The 18,324-nt window shown below is 63.6% G+C and carries 14 protein-coding genes; 3 read left to right on the top strand and 11 right to left on the bottom strand.

Annotated elements, in window-relative coordinates; genetic code table 11:
- Window positions 1-36 precede the first annotated feature (36 nt).
- Together EN845_RS17585 and EN845_RS17580 are read left to right on the top strand one after the other, a co-directional pair.
- The gene (locus EN845_RS17585) at window positions 37-363 is read left to right on the top strand and encodes a hypothetical protein (RefSeq protein WP_127872062.1); all 327 of its coding nucleotides are present in this window, start codon (window positions 37-39) and stop codon (window positions 361-363) included.
- An 83-nt stretch (window positions 364-446) separates the two neighbouring features.
- The gene (locus EN845_RS17580; RefSeq protein ID WP_027141909.1) at window positions 447-692 is read left to right on the top strand and encodes a YMGG-like glycine zipper-containing protein; all 246 of its coding nucleotides are present in this window, start codon (window positions 447-449) and stop codon (window positions 690-692) included.
- Between the two features lie 136 nt (window positions 693-828).
- Here EN845_RS17580 and EN845_RS17575 read toward each other — a convergent pair whose 3' ends face one another.
- The 4 genes from EN845_RS17575 to xylF form a co-directional block, all read right to left on the bottom strand.
- A complete protein-coding gene (locus EN845_RS17575; RefSeq protein ID WP_127872063.1) occupies window positions 829-2,469 on the bottom strand; it encodes a CHASE domain-containing protein in 1,641 nt (546 codons plus the stop codon).
- Between the two features lie 149 nt (window positions 2,470-2,618).
- Window positions 2,619-3,443: an ATP-binding cassette domain-containing protein gene (locus EN845_RS17570; RefSeq protein WP_127277541.1), complete on the bottom strand. Its 825-nt coding sequence runs from the start codon at window positions 3,441-3,443 to the stop codon at window positions 2,619-2,621.
- 10 nt (window positions 3,444-3,453) lie between these two features.
- Complete coding sequence (locus EN845_RS17565) at window positions 3,454-4,806, bottom strand: sugar ABC transporter permease (protein WP_127277544.1); 1,353 nt, start codon at window positions 4,804-4,806, stop codon at window positions 3,454-3,456.
- A 141-nt stretch (window positions 4,807-4,947) separates the two neighbouring features.
- The gene (xylF, locus tag EN845_RS17560) at window positions 4,948-5,988 is read right to left on the bottom strand and encodes a D-xylose ABC transporter substrate-binding protein (RefSeq protein ID WP_127277547.1); all 1,041 of its coding nucleotides are present in this window, start codon (window positions 5,986-5,988) and stop codon (window positions 4,948-4,950) included.
- Between the two features lie 264 nt (window positions 5,989-6,252).
- Between xylF and EN845_RS17555 the strand changes: the two genes are divergently transcribed.
- Window positions 6,253-7,497 carry an ROK family protein gene (locus EN845_RS17555; RefSeq protein WP_127277549.1) on the top strand — a complete coding sequence of 415 codons (1,245 nt, stop codon included), beginning with the start codon at window positions 6,253-6,255 and terminating at the stop codon, window positions 7,495-7,497.
- A 257-nt stretch (window positions 7,498-7,754) separates the two neighbouring features.
- On the opposite strand, the gene phoB is transcribed toward EN845_RS17555, so the two are convergent.
- The 7 genes from phoB to EN845_RS17520 form a co-directional block, all read right to left on the bottom strand.
- Window positions 7,755-8,444 carry a phosphate regulon transcriptional regulator PhoB gene (gene phoB / locus EN845_RS17550; RefSeq protein ID WP_010911896.1) on the bottom strand — a complete coding sequence of 230 codons (690 nt, stop codon included), beginning with the start codon at window positions 8,442-8,444 and terminating at the stop codon, window positions 7,755-7,757.
- 18 nt (window positions 8,445-8,462) lie between these two features.
- Entirely contained in the window at window positions 8,463-9,170 is a 708-nt protein-coding gene (phoU, locus tag EN845_RS17545; protein WP_127277552.1) for a phosphate signaling complex protein PhoU, read from the bottom strand.
- Window positions 9,171-9,195: 25 nt separating this feature from the next.
- On the bottom strand, window positions 9,196-9,999 hold the full coding sequence (pstB, locus tag EN845_RS17540) for a phosphate ABC transporter ATP-binding protein PstB (RefSeq protein WP_127277554.1): 804 nt from the start codon (window positions 9,997-9,999) through the stop codon (window positions 9,196-9,198).
- Window positions 9,996-10,847: a phosphate ABC transporter permease PstA gene (pstA, locus tag EN845_RS17535; RefSeq protein WP_127277556.1), complete on the bottom strand. Its 852-nt coding sequence runs from the start codon at window positions 10,845-10,847 to the stop codon at window positions 9,996-9,998. The genes pstB and pstA overlap by 4 nt, the downstream gene beginning before the upstream one ends.
- A gap of 3 nt (window positions 10,848-10,850) precedes the next feature.
- The gene (pstC, locus tag EN845_RS17530) at window positions 10,851-11,834 is read right to left on the bottom strand and encodes a phosphate ABC transporter permease subunit PstC (protein ID WP_127872064.1); all 984 of its coding nucleotides are present in this window, start codon (window positions 11,832-11,834) and stop codon (window positions 10,851-10,853) included.
- Window positions 11,835-11,900: 66 nt separating this feature from the next.
- On the bottom strand, window positions 11,901-12,956 hold the full coding sequence (pstS, locus tag EN845_RS17525) for a phosphate ABC transporter substrate-binding protein PstS (protein ID WP_127277560.1): 1,056 nt from the start codon (window positions 12,954-12,956) through the stop codon (window positions 11,901-11,903).
- Between the two features lie 531 nt (window positions 12,957-13,487).
- Window positions 13,488-18,038: a PAS domain-containing protein gene (locus tag EN845_RS17520; protein ID WP_127872065.1), complete on the bottom strand. Its 4,551-nt coding sequence runs from the start codon at window positions 18,036-18,038 to the stop codon at window positions 13,488-13,490.
- Window positions 18,039-18,324 lie beyond the last annotated feature (286 nt).

The raw sequence follows: 18,324 nt of genomic DNA, 5'->3' as shown, positions 1-18,324 counted from the left end.
ATGTTGGCCGTTATTGCGGCCAGAGGAACATCTGTCATGGAACACATAGCCGCGTTGTTACTGGTGATCGGTTGCTCGAACTCGATGGCCGAATGTCGGGAATTGCAGGTCCCAGTCAGTGTTTTTGCAACAGCCGACGAATGCACCGCTGAGCGCCCCTTCGCGATGGGCGACGTACAGGGACAGGCGCAGCATATCGTCGCCAAATGCCTCGCGGTCGACCCTGCGCTGGAGGACGACTACGATCAAATTGCCTGGAAGGTGCGGCCGGACGGTAGCCTTGACGCTTCGTTGGTGATTTCCAACCTCGTCATGGCATCGAACACGATCCGCCCAGAAAAAGACCACCTTGGCCAACAATAAATTTGCAGCAGCAAAGGCCATCGTTTCGTGCTAAATGGCGGTTGGAGCTTACTAAAGTGTGGACACAAGTGAGGAGTGACTCTATGCGGAAAATACTTATTGCCATGGTTGCGGTGGTTGCCGTCAGCGGCTGCACCACGACTGAGCAGGACGTCGTCGGCGGCGGCTTGATCGGCGCGGGCGTAGGCGGATTGGTCGGCGGCGGCAAGGGCGCGCTGATCGGCGCGGCCGTCGGTGCCGGGTCCGGCCTGCTGGTTCGCAACCTGCGCAACGGCTACTGCCAGTATCGCGATCATCGCGGCCGGATCTACACGGCCCGCTGCAACTAATTCAGCGATCGAAGCATTTCCAGGAGCTGTTCGGCGATTCCATGAAACGCTGAACCGCTCTGATGGAATACAGATCCGGGGGCCATGTCCGGCCTCCGGATTTTCTTAGCGTTCGACGCTGGCGACCGGCAGGATTTTAGCCGACCAACGGAATTCTGATTTCCACCTTCAGGCCGTCAGCCTGGAAATCGCGCTTGATCGTGCCGCGCAATTCGCGCGTGACGTTGAGGTCGATCAGTTTGGTGCCGAATCCGGTTACGGCCGGCGCCTCGATCCTGTTTTTCCCGACTTCCCGCCAGTTCAGCGCCAGCATCCGCTCGCGCCCACGCCCTTCCAGCGACCAGTTCACTTTCAGCGCCCAATCTCCCTTGGAGGAATTGGCGGAATTGCCGGCTTCACCATATTTCAGCGCATTGGTGGCGAGTTCGTGAAAGGTCAGGCCAAGCGCCTGCGTCGTGGTTTCGTCGAGCAGCACCTCCGGGCCTGACAGGAGACCCTCCGGCAGTTCCTTGCCGAACACCTGGCCGAGCTCGATTCGCAGCAGATCGGCAAGGTCGGCTTTCTGCCAGCGCGAGCGCGTCAGCATATCCTGCGAGGCGGCCATCGCCTGCAGCCTGGCCGAGAAGGAAGCGGAGAACTCATTGACGTCGGTGGCCCGCGACGCCGTCTGCCGCGCGATCGCCAGCACCCTGGTGATCGAGTTCTTGATGCGATGCTTCATCTCCTGCAGCATCAGGTCCTTTTCGAGCAGGCTCTTTTCCGTTGTCTCATGCAAGGCCGATACGGCGTCATAGGCCCGCTCCTGGTAGCGCGCCACCAGCGCGATGGCACCGGCCAGGAGCAGGCCGAACAGTCCCAGCATGACGGGGATGGCGCGCGACGAGGGTTGCGTGAAGGCGCTGGTCGGCCTGAACAAAACGGTCCAAGGGCGCCCCGCCACGGTCATCTTGCGGGTGACCAGCAGCCGGTCTCCCAGGGATGAAACCGGTGGCGTCTCCGAGCGGAACAACAGATTGTCGCCGTTCACCGCTCCGTCGTAAATCTCTGTGTTGACCGGCAGCAGCGGCGCACGGCTCAGCGCGATCTGGAACAGGTCCCGGGCCCGGAAGGCGGCATAGAGAAAGCCGGCGGTCGAGGATCGCGATGCGTTGATGACCTCCGGCGCCGTTTCCACATTGAGCCGCACGAAGACCAGGAACCCGGTGAAGGTCTGCGCGACGCCCGTGCCCTGGCCGAGCTGCACCAGCCCGCTTGCATGCTGCTGGTCGTCGGCCATCGCCTTTTCGATCGCCACGCGCCGCACCGGCTCGCTGAACATGTCATAGCCGATGCTGGCCTGGTTGGACGGATCCAGCGGCTCGAAAAGGGCTATCGGCGTGCGCCAGGGCTGCGTCGTATCCGGATAGACCGGATGGCTGGCGCCGAAATCGTGGAGGATGTCGCGCTCCACTGCGGCTTCGTCGCCCGTCTTGACCAGCCGCAGGAAGCCGATGCCGCGCAGGCCGGCAAAATTGCTGTCGATATCCAGCGCCTTGAAGAAGGCCTTGAACTCGCTCTGGGAAATATCGCCGTTGCGCGCATCGAACAGGGCCTGTGTCGAGCGCAACAGCGACAGATGCAGGTCGATGCGGCTCTCGATCCGGTTGAGGGCGTCATCGGCCGCCCCTTCGAACTTAATGCGGGCGGCCTCCTGCGTCGCGAAATAAGCGAACCCCGCCATGGTCATGCTGATCAATGCAACGGCTATGAACGCGACGATTGGAAAAAGCTTCTTCAACGGATGATGCGGTCCATGAGCAAAACAGGACCTTTATGGGCAACTCGCCGGGCCAACACAATGGTCAGGCCAAGCCATCGTGATCACTGGCATATCACGTGAACGGCAACGGGGCGTGCCCGAGCGGCCTGGCCGGCCTGCGGCCGGCCTCAGGCGGCGATCCTCAGCGCCCCCGGCCCCGGTATGGCACCTGGAGGACATTTGCCCAGGATGATCATGCCCAGCACTTCGTCCTGGGTGACGTCCGTGGTGCGTGCCGTGCCGACCACCTGGCCGTTCTTCATCACGCAAACCCGGTCGGCGAGCTCGAACACGTCGTGGATGTCGTGGCTGATCAGGAAAATGCCGATGCCGTCGGACTTGAGCTGCCTGACCAGTTCGCCGACCTGTGCCGTTTCCTGGGGGCCGAGTGCCGCCGTCGGCTCGTCCATGATCAGGATGCGGGCGTTGAACAGGATGGCGCGTGCGATCGCCACCGACTGCCGCTGTCCGCCTGACAGTTTGATCACCGGCTCCTTGAAGCGCTGGAAGCGGGGATTGAGCCGCCCCATCACCTTGCGCGCCTCGGCCTCCATGGCGACGTCGTCGAGCGTGCCCCAGGCGGTCATCAGCTCGCGGCCGAGGAACAGATTGGCGGCGGCATCGACATTGTCGGCCAGCGCCAGCGTCTGGTAGATCGTCTCGATGCCGTATTTCTTGGCGTCGCGCGGGTTGGAGATCGCTGCCTCCTCGCCATTGACGAAGATCTGGCCGGCATCGCGCTTGTAGGCACCGGACAGGATCTTGATCAGCGTCGACTTGCCGGCGCCGTTGTGGCCGAGCAGCGCTACGACCTCGCCCGGGAAAAGGTCGATCGACGCGTCGTCGACGGCACGGATGCCGCCGAAGGCGATCGAGATGTTGCGCATGTCGACCAGCGGCGTGCCCATGGGGGCGGTTGCGGGGGCAGTAGCGGGAGCGGTTTTGTCAGCCATGATCGTATCCCTAAACCCGCTTGCGATAGACGGTATCGAGCCACACCGCGATGACCAGCACGGCGCCGACGACGATGCTCTGCAGCGGCGAGTCGACGCCGAGCAGCACCATGCCCGACTGCAGCGACTGCATCAGCAATGCGCCGAGCATGGCGCCGATGATCGTTCCCGAGCCGCCGGCAAGCGACGTGCCGCCGATGACGGCCGCGGCAATGACGAGCAGCTCGTCCAATGTGCCAAGCACATTGGTGGAGGAGTTCTGCCGGGCCGACGAAATGGCGGCTGCGATCGTGGCCAGCACGCCCATGATCATGAACACCTTCATGGTGATCCAGCGCGTGTTGATGCCGGCGAGATTGGCCGCTTCCGGATTGCCGCCTATGGCAAAGACATAACGGCCGAAACGGGTTCGGTTGGTGATGAAGGTCATGACCAGGCCGACGGCGACCGCCATCAGCACCGGTATCGCGATGCCGTGGGCGATGAACAGGCCGCCCTCGGGTACGGTGATGTTGTTGGCGGCCGCGTAGCGGTTCACGATGCCGATCGGCCATGGATAGGAGTTGGCCAGCCAGACCGCGCCCATGATGACGGCGCAGGTGACGGCGCCGAGCAGCGTCTCGGCCCAGACCGGCCGCAGCGGGAAGCGGAAGCGCTTGCGCTGCACGCGCCCGTTGAACAGCGCGAACACGACGGCCAGGCAGGCGACGATGCCCACGACCCAGCTCCAGGTGGCGCCGATCGATCCGGCCGGGCCGCCACCCATCAGCTGGAAGGTGGCGTCGAGCGGTGCCACCGTCTGGCCTGACGTGACCCACCAGGCGGCGCCGCGCCAGACCAGCAGGCCGCCCAGCGTGACGATGAAGGCCGGCACTTCGAGATAGGCAATGACGAAGCCCTGGAAGGCGCCGATCAAAAGGCCGAGCGCCAGGCCGATGACCAGAGCCAGGACCCAGATCCATGGGTTGCCGAGTTCAAGCCCCACGAACCGAACCAGGAAATGCACCTGCGCAAAACCCATGACCATGCCGATCAGGCCCTCGGCGGAACCGACGGACAGATCGATGTTGCGCATGACGATGACCAGCACCATGCCACAAGCCATGATGGCGACCGCGGACGTCTGCACCGACAGGTTCCACAGATTGCGCGGCGTGAGAAACGTGCGGCTGTCGAAATCGAGCGGATTGACGCCGAGACGCAGGCTCGAAATCACATGCAGCGCGACCCAGATCAGCAGCAGGGCGCCGATCATGCCGAGCATGCGGGTGTCGATCTCGGTCGCCTTCAGGAACCGGGCGACCGCGCCGAGTTCCGAGGCGCGCGCGGTGTCGGCCTGCGGGTTGGACGTCGTATCGGTCATGATTTCCTCCAACCGGCTGGCCGTCTACGCGGATGCCGAAGCCAGCCTAGAAGCTATCCGCGTGATGCGGAAACACAAATCTTTTTGAGAAAACGCCGCGGCTTTGGGCCGCGGCGCCTTCATTTCTTCAAGCGGTCAAACTCAGTTGCAGGCCGCAACGCTGCCGGCGGCGACGCCCGCGCAGACTTCGTCCTTCTTGATCCAGCCGGCGTCGATGACGAGGTTGAGATTATCCTTGGTGATGGCGACCGGGGTCAGGAACAGCGACTTGACGGTGTTGCCGCCAGGCGTCGTGAAGTCCTTCACGCCGGCGATGTCGGTCATCTTCTTGCCGTCGGCGAGCTGCGAGGCGATCTCGGCGGCGTTCTTGCCGAGTTCACGCGCGTCCTTCCACACCGACACGGTCTGGGTGCCGAGCGCGATGCGGTTGAGCGCGGCGTGGTCGCCGTCCTGGCCAGAGACCGGCACGGTGCCGGCGAGCCCCTGCGCCGTCAGCGCCGCGACGACGCCGCCGGCGGTGCCGTCATTGGCCGCGACCACCGCGTCGACCTTGTTGTCATTGGCGGTGAGGAACTGCTCCATGTTCTTCTGGGCGTTGGCGGGCAGCCAGCCGTCCGTATAGGCCTCGCCGACATTCTTGATCTTGCCCGAGTCGATGGCTTCCTTCAGCACTTCCATCGAGCCCGAGAACAGGAAGTCGGCATTCGGGTCGGCACCCGAGCCCTTGATGAAGACGTAGTTGCCTTCAGGCTTCACCTTGAACACTTCGCGGGCCTGCATGCGGCCGACTTCCTTGTTGTCGAAGGTCAGGTAGAAGACGTCCTTGTTTTCGATCAGGCGGTCATAGCCGACGACCGGAATGCCCTCGTCGAGCGCTTTCTGCACCGCCGGACCGATGGCCGAGGCATCCTGCGCCAGGATGATCAGCGAATTGGCGCCCTGCGAAATCAGGCTCTCGACATCGGTCAGCTGCTTGCCGGGATTGGACTGCGCATCGGCGGAAATGTACTTGTCGCCCGCGGCCTCGATCGCCTTCTTCATGGCGGCCTCGTCGGTCTTCCAGCGCTCTTCCTGGAAGTTGGACCAGGAAACGCCGATGACCTTGTCCTTCGCCTGCGCGACCGACACCAGTGTCAGCGACATGGCGACACCCGCCAGGATGGCGGCTGTGAATCTCTTCATGATATCCTCCCTGCGCCGCGTATGGCGCGACCAAACTGGCCCGAAGGCCGGCACAAAGGCTCTATTTTTTCGAGCCTCGAAAAAACACTGGTCCATCGCCAGAACACTGTCAACATCGATTCTGATGGATTTTGAGGTGCCAGAAATTTTTTTTCGAGCCTCGCAATAAATAAATGACAGCACCGGCCGCTTCTGCCAGTGTTTGACCCTGTTGCCGGAGGTATTCGAGGGGGATCAAGAACCGCGGCAGCCGGGAGGGAAAGCATGTCGGTGGGAATCCGCCACGACGATCTGCGCCGGCGCAACCGCGCAATGGTGATTGCAGCCGTGCGCCGGGATGGTCAGCCCTCGCGCACCGAGATCGCCGCCACCACTGGCCTCAGCCACTCGACCATATCGGCGATATCCGCCGACCTGATCGGCGAAGGTATCCTGACCGAAGGCAAGCCGAACGAGGCCGGCTCGCTCAAACGCGGCCGGCCGCAGGTTGGCCTCGGCCTCAACCCCGAGGCCGCGGCTGTGATGACCGTGGTGCTGTCGCTGAATTTCCTATCCGTCGCCGTCATCGATTATGCCGGCCAGGTGGTCGCCGAGGAGCAGCGCCGGCTGGACACGCTGACCATGTCGCGCGAGGCGCTGATCGGCGAATGCACGGCAATAGTGCGCCGCCGCATCGAGGACCCCGATCTCGATATCCGCAGTGTTGCCCGCATCGCGCTGGCGATCCAGGGCATCACCGACACCAAGGCGCGTGCCATGCTGTGGTCGCCGATCACGCCGCAGACGGACATTGCCTTCGCCGACATACTCGAAGCCGAATTCGGCATCCCCGCCACCATGGAGAACGACTGCAACATGATGGCGGTGGCGTTGCGCTGGCGCGACCCTCAACGCTACCGCGACGACTTCATCGCCATCCTGCTCTCGCACGGCATCGGCATGGGCCTGGTGCTCAAGGGCGAACTGTTCACCGGCACCCATTCATCGGGCGGCGAATTCGGCCACATGATCCATCGCCCGGGCGGCGCGCTCTGCCGTTGCGGGCGGCGCGGCTGCGTCGAGGCCTATGCCGGCAACTATGCCATCTGGCGTAATGCCAGGCAGCTTGGCGAGGACGCCGAACCGGTCGCCGATGTCAGCGACGCGCAGATGCGGACACTCGCCGCGACGGCAAGGGAGAAAGACGGACCGGAGCGCGAAGCCTATCGCAAGGCGGGCGAGGCGCTGGGCTATGGGCTGGGCAGCCTGTTCGCGCTGATCGACCCGGCGCCGGTCGCCATGGTCGGTGTCAGTGCCGCCGCCTTCGATCTGATCGAGCCGGCCTTGCGCGAGGCCATCGCCCAGACCGCCGGCGGCCAGCATTCGGAATCGATTTCCTTCGACACCGAGCCGAACGAACTGCCGCTCATCCGCGAAGGCTGCGCCATGCGCGCCTTGACCTTCGTCGACCAGGAGATTTTCGCGCCGGGAGTGCAGGCGAGAGGCAGTGCTGGGAAGAGCGTGGCCTGAGCGAACGCTCCGGTGAATGAATCACCACCAATGCTGGAGGTTGGCCGAGCGCCCTCAAGGTCGTGATCCCTGGGCGGAGCAGCCGCGAAGCGGCGTCGCGGAGACCCTGGGATCCATGCCGTGACCTCGATCGTAGAGTGCAACGGCGCAGAATTCTGCACTGCGGCGACGCGTCGAGGTCCCGGCATGGATCCTCGGGTCTGCGCCGCGTCGCTTCGCTCGCGGATGACGAAGTCAGGGGCGTAGCCGCCCTCGACCTAGTCTTCCCTGATCGCGTAGCCCGCTCCGCGGATGGTGCGGATGACGTCGGGCATGCGGCCATTGTTGACCGCTTTGCGCAGCCGGCCGACATGTACGTCCACCGTGCGCTCGTCGATATAGATCGTCTCGCCCCAGACATTGTCGAGCAACTGGCTGCGCGAGAACACCCGGCCGGGATGGCGCATCATGAATTCGAGCAGCCGGAACTCGGTCGGTCCGAGCCGGATTTCGCTCTTCTTGCGATAGACCCGGTGCGATTCACGGTCGAGCACGATGTCGCCGACCTTGAGCACGCTGGACAGCACTTCCGGCTTGGCGCGACGCAGCAGCGCCTTGACCCGGGCCATGAATTCCGGCGTCGAGAACGGCTTGACCAGATAGTCGTCGGCGCCGGTCGAAAGGCCACGCACGCGGTCGCTCTCCTCACCGCGCGCCGTCAGCATGATGATCGGCAACCTCTCGGTCTCGGGCCGCATTCGCAGGCGCCGACAGAGTTCGATGCCGGAAACCGCCGGCACCATCCAGTCGAGCACCAGGAGGTCGGGCACATTCTCCTGGAGGCGGATCTCGGCTTCGTCGCCGCGCGTCACCACCTCGACCTGATAGCCTTCCGATTCCAGATTGTAGCGGAGGAGCACGCCGAGCGGCTCCTCGTCCTCCACCACCATGATGCGTGGCGCGATCATTGGCAGATCATCCTATCGTCAAGCCGCCGGCGCCGACATCGCCGTCTCGTCCTGCTTAGGACGATTGGCGGGCAGTTGCGTTCCGGTCAGCACATAATACGCATTCTCGGCGATGTTGGTCACATGGTCGCCGATGCGCTCGAGATTCTTGGCGCAGAACAAGAGATGCGTGCAAGCCGTGATGTTGCGCGGATCCTCCATCATGTAGGTCAGCAGTTCGCGGAACACCGAGGTGTATTTGACGTCGATGCGTTCGTCGTCATTCCTGAGCTTGGCGAGGGCGGCGGCATCGCCGGCCGCATATTCCTCGACCACGCCCTGCACCTGGATCAGCACCAGCTGCGCCATGGAATCGATCGAGTGCGACAGGTCGCGCGGCGTGGCGGTGAGGCCGACGGAACCGACGCGCTTGGCGATGTTCTTGGCAAGGTCGCCGATGCGCTCGAGGTCGCCCGCCATGCGGATCGAGCCGACGACATGACGCAGATCGTCGGCCATCGGCTGGCGCTTGGCGATCAGGGTGATGGCGCGGTCGTCGAGTTCGCGCTGGCGCGCATCCATGATGGCGTCGTCGGAGACGACGCGCTGTGCCAGCGCGTTGTCGGAATTCAGCAGAGCCTTGGTGGCGCCGCCGACCATCGTGCCGGCGAGATCGCCCATGTCGCTGATCAGCCTGCTGATCTGTCCGAGATCCTCATCGAAGGCTGCGACTGTGTGTTCGGCCATGATCCTGGTCCTCGTATGCGTGATATCAGCCGAAGCGGCCGGTGATGTAGTCCTGCGTGCGCTTCTCGCGAGGCGACGTGAAGATCTTCTCGGTCTTGTCGAATTCGACCAGTTCGCCCAGATACATGAACGCCGTCTGGCGCGACACGCGCGCCGCCTGCTGCATGTTGTGGGTGACGATGACGATCGTGTAGTCGGCCTGCAGCTCGTCGATCAGTTCCTCGATCTTGGCGGTCGACAGCGGATCGAGCGCCGACGCTGGTTCGTCGAGCAGGATGACTTCCGGCTTCACCGCCACGGTGCGGGCGATGCAAAGACGCTGCTGCTGGCCGCCCGACAGGCTGAGGCCGCTGGCGTTGAGCTTGTCCTTGACCTCGGTCCACAATGCCGCGCGCTTCAGCGCCTGTTCGACACGGCCGTCCATCTCGGACTTGCTGATCTTCTCGTAGAGACGGACGCCGAAAGCGATGTTCTCGTAGATCGACATCGGGAACGGCGTCGGCTTCTGGAACACCATGCCGATCTTGGTGCGCAGGAGATTGAGATCCTGCGAGCGGTCGAGGATGTTCTGGCCGTCGAGCAGCACCTGGCCGTCGGCGCTCTGCTTCGGGTAGAGCTCGTAGATGCGGTTGAAGACGCGCAGCAGCGTCGACTTCCCGCAGCCCGACGGGCCGATGAAGGCGGTGACGCTGCGCTCGGGCAGCGACAGGCTGATATCCTTCAACGCCTTCGACTGGCCGTAGTAGAAGTTGAGGTTCTTGACCTCGATCTTGGCCTTATCCACGGCCACTTCGGGCGTGTTCAACTCGGTGGACAACATCGGTTTCATCTGTCCTCTCTGCGTCCGGTAAGGCTGCGGGCGAAAATGCTCAGGCCGAGAACCGTCAGGGTGATTATGAGTGCGCCGGTCCATGCCAGTTGCTGCCATTCCTCATAGGGGCTGAGAGCGAACTGGAAGATGGTGACAGGCAGGCTGGCCATCGGCGCGTTGAGATTGCTCGACCAGAACTGGTTGTTGAGCGCGGTGAAGAGCAGCGGCGCCGTCTCGCCGGAGATGCGGGCGATGGCGAGCAATATGCCGGTGACGATGCCGGAGAGCGCGGCGCGGTAAGCGACAGATTTGATGACCACCCAGCGCGGCGCGCCGATCGCGGTGCCGGCTTCACGCAGCGCGTTCGGCACCAGGTTGAGCATGTCCTCGGTGGTGCGCACCACGACCGGAATGACCAGGATGGCCAGCGCAACGGCGCCGGCAATGGCGGAGAAATGTCCCATCGGCCGCACCATCAGCTCGTAGACGAACAGGCCGATGATGATCGATGGCGCCGACAACAGGATATCGTTGATGAAGCGCACGATGGTGGTGAGCTTGGAGAAGCGGCCGTATTCGGCCATGTAGGTACCGGCGAGCACGCCGATCGGCGTGCCGACGATCACGGCGATGATCGTCATCACCACGCTGCCGTAGATGGCATTGAGCAGGCCGCCGGCGTCGCCGGGCGGAGGCGTCATTTCGGTGAACACGGCCAGCGAGACGCCGGACAGGCCCTTGTAGAGCAGCGCGCCGAGGATAAGCGCCAGCCAGGCGAGGCCAATGCCGGCGGCGACGACGCACAGCGTCATCATCACGCCATTCCTGCGCTTGCGGCTTTGGTGAAGCGATGCGGCTGTGGACATCGGTCAGGCTCCCGTACGGGCGTCGATGCGCATCAGCATGTAGCGTGCGATGGCAAGGATGAGGAAGGTGATGACGAACAGGATCAGGCCGAGCGCCACCAGCGAGGAGGTGTAGAGATCGCCAACGGCTTCGGTGAATTCGTTGGCGATGGTCGCCGAGATCGTCGTGGCGGGCGCGAACAGCGAAGTCGAGATGCGGTGCGCGTTGCCGATGACGAAAGTGACGGCCATCGTTTCGCCGAGCGCACGGCCAAGGGCGAGCATGACGCCGCCCATGATACCGATCCGGGTATAGGGAATGACCACGCGCCGCGTCACTTCCCAGGTCGTGCAACCGATGCCGTAGGCCGACTCTTTCAGCACCGACGGCACGGTGTCGAACACGTCCTTGGTGATCGAGGTGATGAAAGGCAGGATCATGATGGCGAGGATCATCGCCGAGGTGAGCAGGCCGATACCATAGGGCGGGCCGGCAAACAGATTGTTGAGCCCGGGAACACCATGGAACAGCCAGATGATAAAGGGTTGCACCGTCGTCTGCAGGAACGGTGCCAGCACGAACAGGCCCCAGATGCCGTAGATGATCGAGGGGATGCCGGCGAGCAGTTCGACCGCCATGCCAATCGGGCGCCGCAATGCGCGCGGGCAAAGTTCGGTGAGAAAGATCGCGATGCCAATGCCGAGCGGCACGGCAATCAGGATGGCGATGGCGGATGTGATGATGGTGCCGTAGATGGGCGCCAGCGCACCGAATTTCTCGGTCACCGGGTTCCAGCTTTCCGTGGTCAGAAAGGAGAAGCCGAAGGTCGAGAGCGCTTGCCAGGAACCGGCAAACAACGAGATGGCGACGCCGCCAAGCAGGACCAGAACCAGGATCGCGGCGGCACGGGTCGCCGCATGGAAGATCGTGTCCGTCAGCGCGAAACGTCTGACGATGGCATCGCGCGAGCCCTTGATGGCTGGCAAGGCTTCCTGGACAGCACTCATGTCAAGCTCGGCTCTTTGTGTTGAGAAAAAGGAGCGCCGCGCAAAGCGGCGCTCCTTCGGGTGATGTTACTCGCCAGCGTAGACCGGCTTGCCGCCGGCCTGGATGTCGGCCTTCCACGAAGCCTTGATCAGATCGACGACGCTGTCGGGGATCGACACGTAGTCGAGCGCCTTGGCGGTTTCCTTGCCGTCCTTGTAGGCCCAGGCAAAGAACTTCAGCGCTTCGCCGGTGGCGGCGGCATCGTCCGGAGCCTTGTGGATCAGCACCCAGGTCGAGGCGGCGATCGGCCAGGTGGCGTCGCCGGGCTCGTTGGTGATGATGACGTTGAAGTTCTTGGCAGTCTTGAAGTCGGCATTCGAAGCGGCAGCGCCGAAGGATTCGAGCGACGGCTCGACGACCTTGCCGGCTGCATTCAGCATCTTGGAGTAGGACAGCTTGTTCTGCTTGGCATAGGCATATTCGACGTAGCCGATGCCGCCGTCGGTCTGCTTGACGGTGTTGGCAACGCCTTCGCTGCCCTTGGCGCCGACGCCGGTCGGCCATTCGACAGCCGTGTCCGAACCAACCTTGTCCTTCCAGTCGGGCGAGAGCTTCACGAGGTAGTCGGTGAAGTTGAAGGTCGTGCCCGAACCGTCCGAACGATGCACGACGGCGATCGCGGTCGACGGCAGGGTGAGCGAGGGGTTCAGCGCCTTGATCGCGGCGTCATCCCAGGTGGTGATGGCGCCGAGATAGATCTGGGCCAGCGTCTTGCCGTCAAGGACGAGTTCGCCCGGCTTGATGCCCGTGAGGTTGACGATCGGCACGATGCCGCCCATCACCATCGGGAACTGCACGAGGCCGTTCTTTTCCAGATCGGCGTCGGACATCGGCTTGTCGGTGGCGCCGAAGGTCACGGTCTTGGCGATGACCTGCTTGATGCCGCCGCCCGAGCCGATCGACTGATAGTTGAGGCCGATGCCGGTGTCCTTCTTGTAGGTGTCGGCCCATTTGGCGAACACCGGATAGATGAAGGTCGAGCCGGCGCCGGAAAGGTCAGCTGCCATTGCTGCGGAAAGGGTGAGGGTGGACGCCGCAGCCATTGCAATCGCAACGGCCGCCGAGCGGATGAAATGTCTCATGTGGCCTGCTCCTGTTCGGAAGATGGTCTCTCGGCGCCATTTCCTCCGGCGCCCGCTGAGGCCAATAGCCTTCGATTATAACAGTCGCATGACAGTTTCGTGTCAGCCCGGTAACGCGTCGCCCGCACCGGGAAAGGCGCTGATGCCCGGCGCTCGCGGCCCGGTCCGGGTTTACCGCCGGAATCAGGGGCTTGAGCCGTCCGGCGGCTGGAATCACCCGGGATTCGACCGAGCCTTCCCACGTGAATAAAATCCGGACGGGAGCGCGTTGCTCGCAGCCAGAGCGTGTCATGGCCGGGCCATCGCCAAAAACAGGTCCGTTGGGGTAGGTGACGCTGTTTCTTGCAGGCGGTCGCTGCTCCCGCCCGTAACCGAGAAGAGCGGAATTCGATTTTGCTATTGTTCCGGCTGGAGGCAGCCTTTGATATGGCGCGATCGCACCATAGTCACTGCACGCAGGGGTAGCGGCAAATCCCCTGCTGATTCCCTTGATTTGCCTCGCCGGATCCTGAAATCCGGGCGACGGGGGTGCTATCCCGCGTTGCGGTGGACCTGACGGCCGGCGCCAACCCAGCGCTCGACCTTCTCGAGCAGGGCCCTGGGGCTGATCGGCTTGGGCAGATAGTCGTCCATGCCCGCCTCCAGGCAGCGTTCGCGGTCGCCCTTGAGCGCATGCGCGGTGACGCCGACGATCGGCACATGCGTGCCGGTTTCCTGCTCCAGCAGGCGGATCGCGGCCGTCGCTTCGAGACCGCTCATCTCCGGCATCGAGACATCCATCAGGATCATGCACGGGTTGAGCGTGCCGAAAGCGTCGAGCGCCTTGCGGCCATTGCCGACGATCTCGAAACCATATCCGGTCTCGCCGAGGATCTGGGTGAAGACCATCTGGTTCACCTCATTGTCCTCGGCCACGAGGATATCCAGCCTGTGCCCGCCGACCGTGGCAGGCGGCCTGGGACGAACCGGTGGCGGCTGCAGCTGCGCGCGCTGCTCGGCTACCGCCAGAGACGACCGCAGGGCAACCTCGAGCACCTCGCCCGCTGGCGGCTGAACGGCGTGGCCGCTGGTGGTGTGGCGATGGCGCTGGATGGTCGCGACCAGCGTCTCCAGGAGCGCCGAGGAGCGTGCCGGCTTGATCAATTGCGCGTCGATGCCAAGATCGCGGTAGCTGGTGTTGGCAAGCGACTGGTCGACCGAGGTCAGCATGATGATCGGCGTGTCCGCGAGGCCCTCGGTATTGCGCACGATGCGCGCCATTTCGGCGCCGGTCATCTCGGGCATCTGGTAGTCGAGCACCACGCAGTCGACCGCCACGCCATAAGCTGCCGCGGCGATCAGCACCTTGAGGCCTTCGGCGCCGCTTTCGGCAGCGCAGGAATCGAACGTCCAAGAGGTCATCTGCTCGGTCAGGATGGCGCGGTTGACGGCATTATCGTCGACGATCAGCACGCGTGCGCCGGTCACGTCCACCGGCGTGATGCGCTGCCCGTTCTGCTGCCCGGCCCCGGGCAGCGTCACCGTGAACCAGAAGGTCGATCCCTTGCCCTCGGCGCTCTCGACGCCGATGTCGCCGCCCATCAGGTCGACCAGCCGCGAGGTAATGGCAAGGCCAAGGCCGGTGCCTTCGTGGCGCCTCGTCGACGACGTGTCGACCTGGCTGAATTTCTCGAACACCAGTTTCAGCTTTTCCTCGGGGATGCCGATGCCGGTGTCGGTGACCGAGATCGTCAGCCTGGTTCCCGTCGGAACCCGTTCTCCGGTCACGTCGACCAGCACATGGCCTTCATCGGTGAACTTCACCGCGTTGCCGAGCAGGTTGGTGACGATTTGCCGGATGCGGCCGACATCGCCGATGAACAGCCTTTCGAGCCGCGGCTCGATACGCACGATGAGCTCGAGGTCCTTTTCCTTGGCCCGCGTCGACACCAGCGTCGCCACGTCCTCGATCGCCTCGGCGAGATTGAAGGGCGCCGGATCGAGCACCAGCTGGCCGGCATCGATCTTGGAGAAATCCAGGATGTCGTTGATGATGGTCAGGAGCGCGTTGCCCGATTTGACGATGATGTCGGTGAACGTCTTCTGCTTCAGATCGAGATTGGATTTGGCCAGGAGTTCAGCCATGCCCAGCACGCCATTCATCGGCGTGCGGATTTCGTGGCTCATATTGGCGAGGAATTCCGACTTGGCGCGGTCGGCGAGCACGGCGCGCTGGCGTGCCTCGCTGAGCTCCGCTTCGCGTTGCTTGAGCTCCGTAATGTCGGTAGTGGAACCGATCAGGTAGAGCGAACCGTCGGAGGCGATCATTGCGCCCTTGCGGGCGAACTGATGCCTGACGCTGCCGTCGGGAAGGCGAACCGTCTCCTCGATCTCCTGGGTCTCGCCGGTACGCAGCACGGCGAGATCGCTGGCCACGAAGGCCTCGCCATCCGGCCCGAATATCTCGACGTCGGTCTTGCCGATCGCCTCCTGCTTGCTGAAGCCGGTGAGGTCGCACCAGCCCTTGTTGACATAGAATTGCCGGAGGTCGGAGCGCTTGGCGTAGATCGACACCGGTACGTTGTCGATAAGGCTGCGGAACACCTCGTTCTCGCGCATGCTCTCTTCCAGGGCTTGCTCGCGTGCCTTGACGTCGGTGATATCGGTGCTGGAGCCCACGAGATGCACCGATCCGTCGGTGGCCACAAGGCGGCTCTTGCGCGTCATCAACTGCCGCACCGTACCGTCACGATGGGTAACGGGCTCCTCGACCTCGCGCACATTGCCGTTCGTCACGACATCGGTGTCGTCGTGGCTGAAGCCCTCCGCTTCCTCGCCGCTGAACAGCTGGCGGTCGGTCCGGCCGATGACATCGTCCTTGGTGAGACCGGTTAGCGCGCACCACGCCTTGTTGACGAATTCGATGCTCAGGTCCTGCGCCTTGATGAAGGCGGCCACCGGCAACTCGTCCATGACGTGGCGGAAGAGATCGATCTGGCGCATCGAGTCACGAAGCGCCGCCTCGCGGCTCTTCAGGTCGGTGATGTCGACGCGCACGCCGATGAACGTGCCGTCGCCGGTGCGCATGTCATAGACCTGGTACCAGCGCCCATCCGCATTGAGGCGCTCATAGGAGGAATTGGGCAGACGGTACCGCGCCAGGATGCCGTCGAGCCAGCGTTCGGAATCGACTTCGTAAAGGCTGTCGATCCCGAGATCGCCGCTCGAACGGAAATAGCCGACCGAATGGCCGAACTCCAGCGCTTCGCGGAAGGTGCGGCCGGGCTGCCAGAAGGGTTTCAGCGCCGGCAGCGTATCCTGCAGCCTGCGGTTGGCGAAGACGAACTTGTCGTCCCGGTCGTAGATGATAACGCCGGCCGGCAGCGATTCCAGCACGTTGGCGAGATGCTTGCGCGCATCTTCGGCTTCGGTCTCGCGCCGCTTCATGTCGGAGATGTCGAAGAGAAAGCCGGCGACATAGTCGCGGCCGCTGGCCACGCGGACGCGATTCTTCCTGACGATGCGCGAACGGCTGGCGCCGCCGGCCTCGAAGCTTTCTTCCACTTCGTATTGCTGTCCGCTGGCCAGCACCTCGCGTTCGCTGCTTTCGAACAGCGCGACCTGGTCCGGCCCGAGGAAATCGCTTCCCGGCCTGCCAAGCATGGCTTGCGGCGCCTGCTTGAACAGCGCCGCGAAGGCCTCGTTGACGAAGACGAAGCGCAGGTTGTCGTCCTTGACGAAGATCGGATCCTTGACGCCGTTGATCACCGCTTCCGCCAGCCGCGCCTTTTCCAGCGCTTCGGCGAGTTCGGCCTCGCGATCCTTCATGTCGGTGACATCGACATAGGAAATGAACCGCCTGCCGCCGGCCAGCGGCGCCATCGACGAGATCAGCGTCCGGCCGTCATTGCGCGGGAACTGCCGCGATCCGGCTATGCCGGCCCTGATTTCAGCCTCGCGCTCGGCCACATGCCGCTGCCATGTCGCGTCGTCCGAACCATACGGGTCGATGTCGCGGCTCGCGTCCATCAGCTCGCGGAAGCTGCAGCCGGTCTCGGCGCGCCGGGCGTCGATCTGCCAGAAATCGTAAAAGGCGCGGTTGATGACCTCGGCACGCATGTCGGCGTCGAGGACGAGAACACCGATCGGCATCTGATCGACCATGGTGCGCAGATTGGCGAAAGTCTCGGCGATCTTGGCGTTGGCATTCTCGATCTCGGCGTCACGCCGCTTGACCTCGGTGACCTCATAGTAGGTCAACAGGCGTTTGCCTCCCGACAGAGCCGTGACGGAGAACATCATGGTCCGCCCGTCGGCGTGGGCAAACTCCCGAGGCGCGACGGTACCGGCCCTGATCTCCTCGACGCGGGTGGCGAGGTAGCGCTGCCATTGCTTCTCGTCGATGTCGCCATAGATGCCGTTGCGGCGGTTGAGTTCCATCAACAGGCTGAACGGCGCGCCGACGGTCACGGCCCCATCCGGAATCCTGGAGAGATCGCGATAGGCTTTGTTGACGATCAGTGTGTCGAGCCTGGCGTCCAGAAGCACGACGCCCATATGCATGGCGTCCATCGTCCGCTCGAGATCGGCAAGATGCCGGACTGGCTCGCTGCCAACCGGCGGTTCCATGCCCTCGAAGGCGCTGGCCAGCGCGGTGACGTTGCGGCCCATGCCGCGATAGCCGGCAAATTTTCCGTCGCCGTCGAAACGCGGGAAGCCTGAAGTCAGCACCCAGCGGCAGTCGGGGCGGCCACCCTTCAGTTCGTAGACGAAGTCGCGGAACGGCCGGTGCGCCTGCAAATCCTCCAGATGGCCTGCCGCGCTGCGGTTGCCCTTCAGGACCTGATTGAGAAAATCGAAGCGGAACCGGCCAAGCACGTCAGCCGGATCGATACCCGTCGCCGCCTGGTAGCCTTGTGAGAGCCAGCAAAAGCGCAGTTCCGCATCGGTTTCCCAGGTCCAGTCCGAAGCCGCGTCGACGAGTTGGCGCAGCACGTCGGCGCCCTCCATGTCGACGCCGGATGATCCGTCGCCGCCATGCGCGGCGGCTTTGCCGGGGTCGCGCTTGCCGCGCGCGCCGATTGTTTCGTCCACTTCCGCCATGCTGTCCCCACCCCGAAAATCAAGGCCGAACCCTCCCTCCGCGGTTCGTCGGCGGAATGTGCCGCAGAAGCATTAACGATCCGCTAACCTTAACGGCGCAACCGGCCTGTTCCTGCTGCGTTATTCCGTCCGGTTGTGGCGTGGAGCAAGGCCGCGCTATAAGCATGCGCAGGGGTGGTGCTAATGTATGGACGGATAGGGCCTTTCTTGCTGGGCGTGGCGCTGCTTTTCGGCGGCGGCTGCTCGCGCAGCTATGACGGCACGGTCATTATCCCACGACCGCTCG

This window comes from Mesorhizobium sp. M8A.F.Ca.ET.202.01.1.1, assembly GCF_004791595.1.
GTDB lineage: Bacteria > Pseudomonadota > Alphaproteobacteria > Rhizobiales > Rhizobiaceae > Mesorhizobium.
Note: the sequence above shows the minus strand (reverse complement) of the source record. Positions and strands in the feature narration are given on the sequence as shown.

Coding starts and splice junctions, on each gene's coding strand:
- EN845_RS17585 (WP_127872062.1), top strand. CDS start 37: ATGGAACACATAGCCGCGTTGTTACTGGTGATCGGTTGCTCGAACTCG.
- EN845_RS17580 (WP_027141909.1), top strand. CDS start 447: ATGCGGAAAATACTTATTGCCATGGTTGCGGTGGTTGCCGTCAGCGGC.
- EN845_RS17570 (WP_127277541.1), bottom strand. CDS start 3,443: ATGGCTGACAAAACCGCTCCCGCTACTGCCCCCGCAACCGCCCCCATG.
- EN845_RS17565 (WP_127277544.1), bottom strand. CDS start 4,806: ATGACCGATACGACGTCCAACCCGCAGGCCGACACCGCGCGCGCCTCG.
- xylF (WP_127277547.1), bottom strand. CDS start 5,988: ATGAAGAGATTCACAGCCGCCATCCTGGCGGGTGTCGCCATGTCGCTG.
- EN845_RS17555 (WP_127277549.1), top strand. CDS start 6,253: ATGTCGGTGGGAATCCGCCACGACGATCTGCGCCGGCGCAACCGCGCA.
- phoB (WP_010911896.1), bottom strand. CDS start 8,444: ATGATCGCGCCACGCATCATGGTGGTGGAGGACGAGGAGCCGCTCGGC.
- phoU (WP_127277552.1), bottom strand. CDS start 9,170: ATGGCCGAACACACAGTCGCAGCCTTCGATGAGGATCTCGGACAGATC.
- pstB (WP_127277554.1), bottom strand. CDS start 9,999: ATGAAACCGATGTTGTCCACCGAGTTGAACACGCCCGAAGTGGCCGTG.
- pstA (WP_127277556.1), bottom strand. CDS start 10,847: ATGTCCACAGCCGCATCGCTTCACCAAAGCCGCAAGCGCAGGAATGGC.
- pstC (WP_127872064.1), bottom strand. CDS start 11,834: ATGAGTGCTGTCCAGGAAGCCTTGCCAGCCATCAAGGGCTCGCGCGAT.
- pstS (WP_127277560.1), bottom strand. CDS start 12,956: ATGAGACATTTCATCCGCTCGGCGGCCGTTGCGATTGCAATGGCTGCG.
- EN845_RS17520 (WP_127872065.1), bottom strand. CDS start 18,038: ATGGCGGAAGTGGACGAAACAATCGGCGCGCGCGGCAAGCGCGACCCC.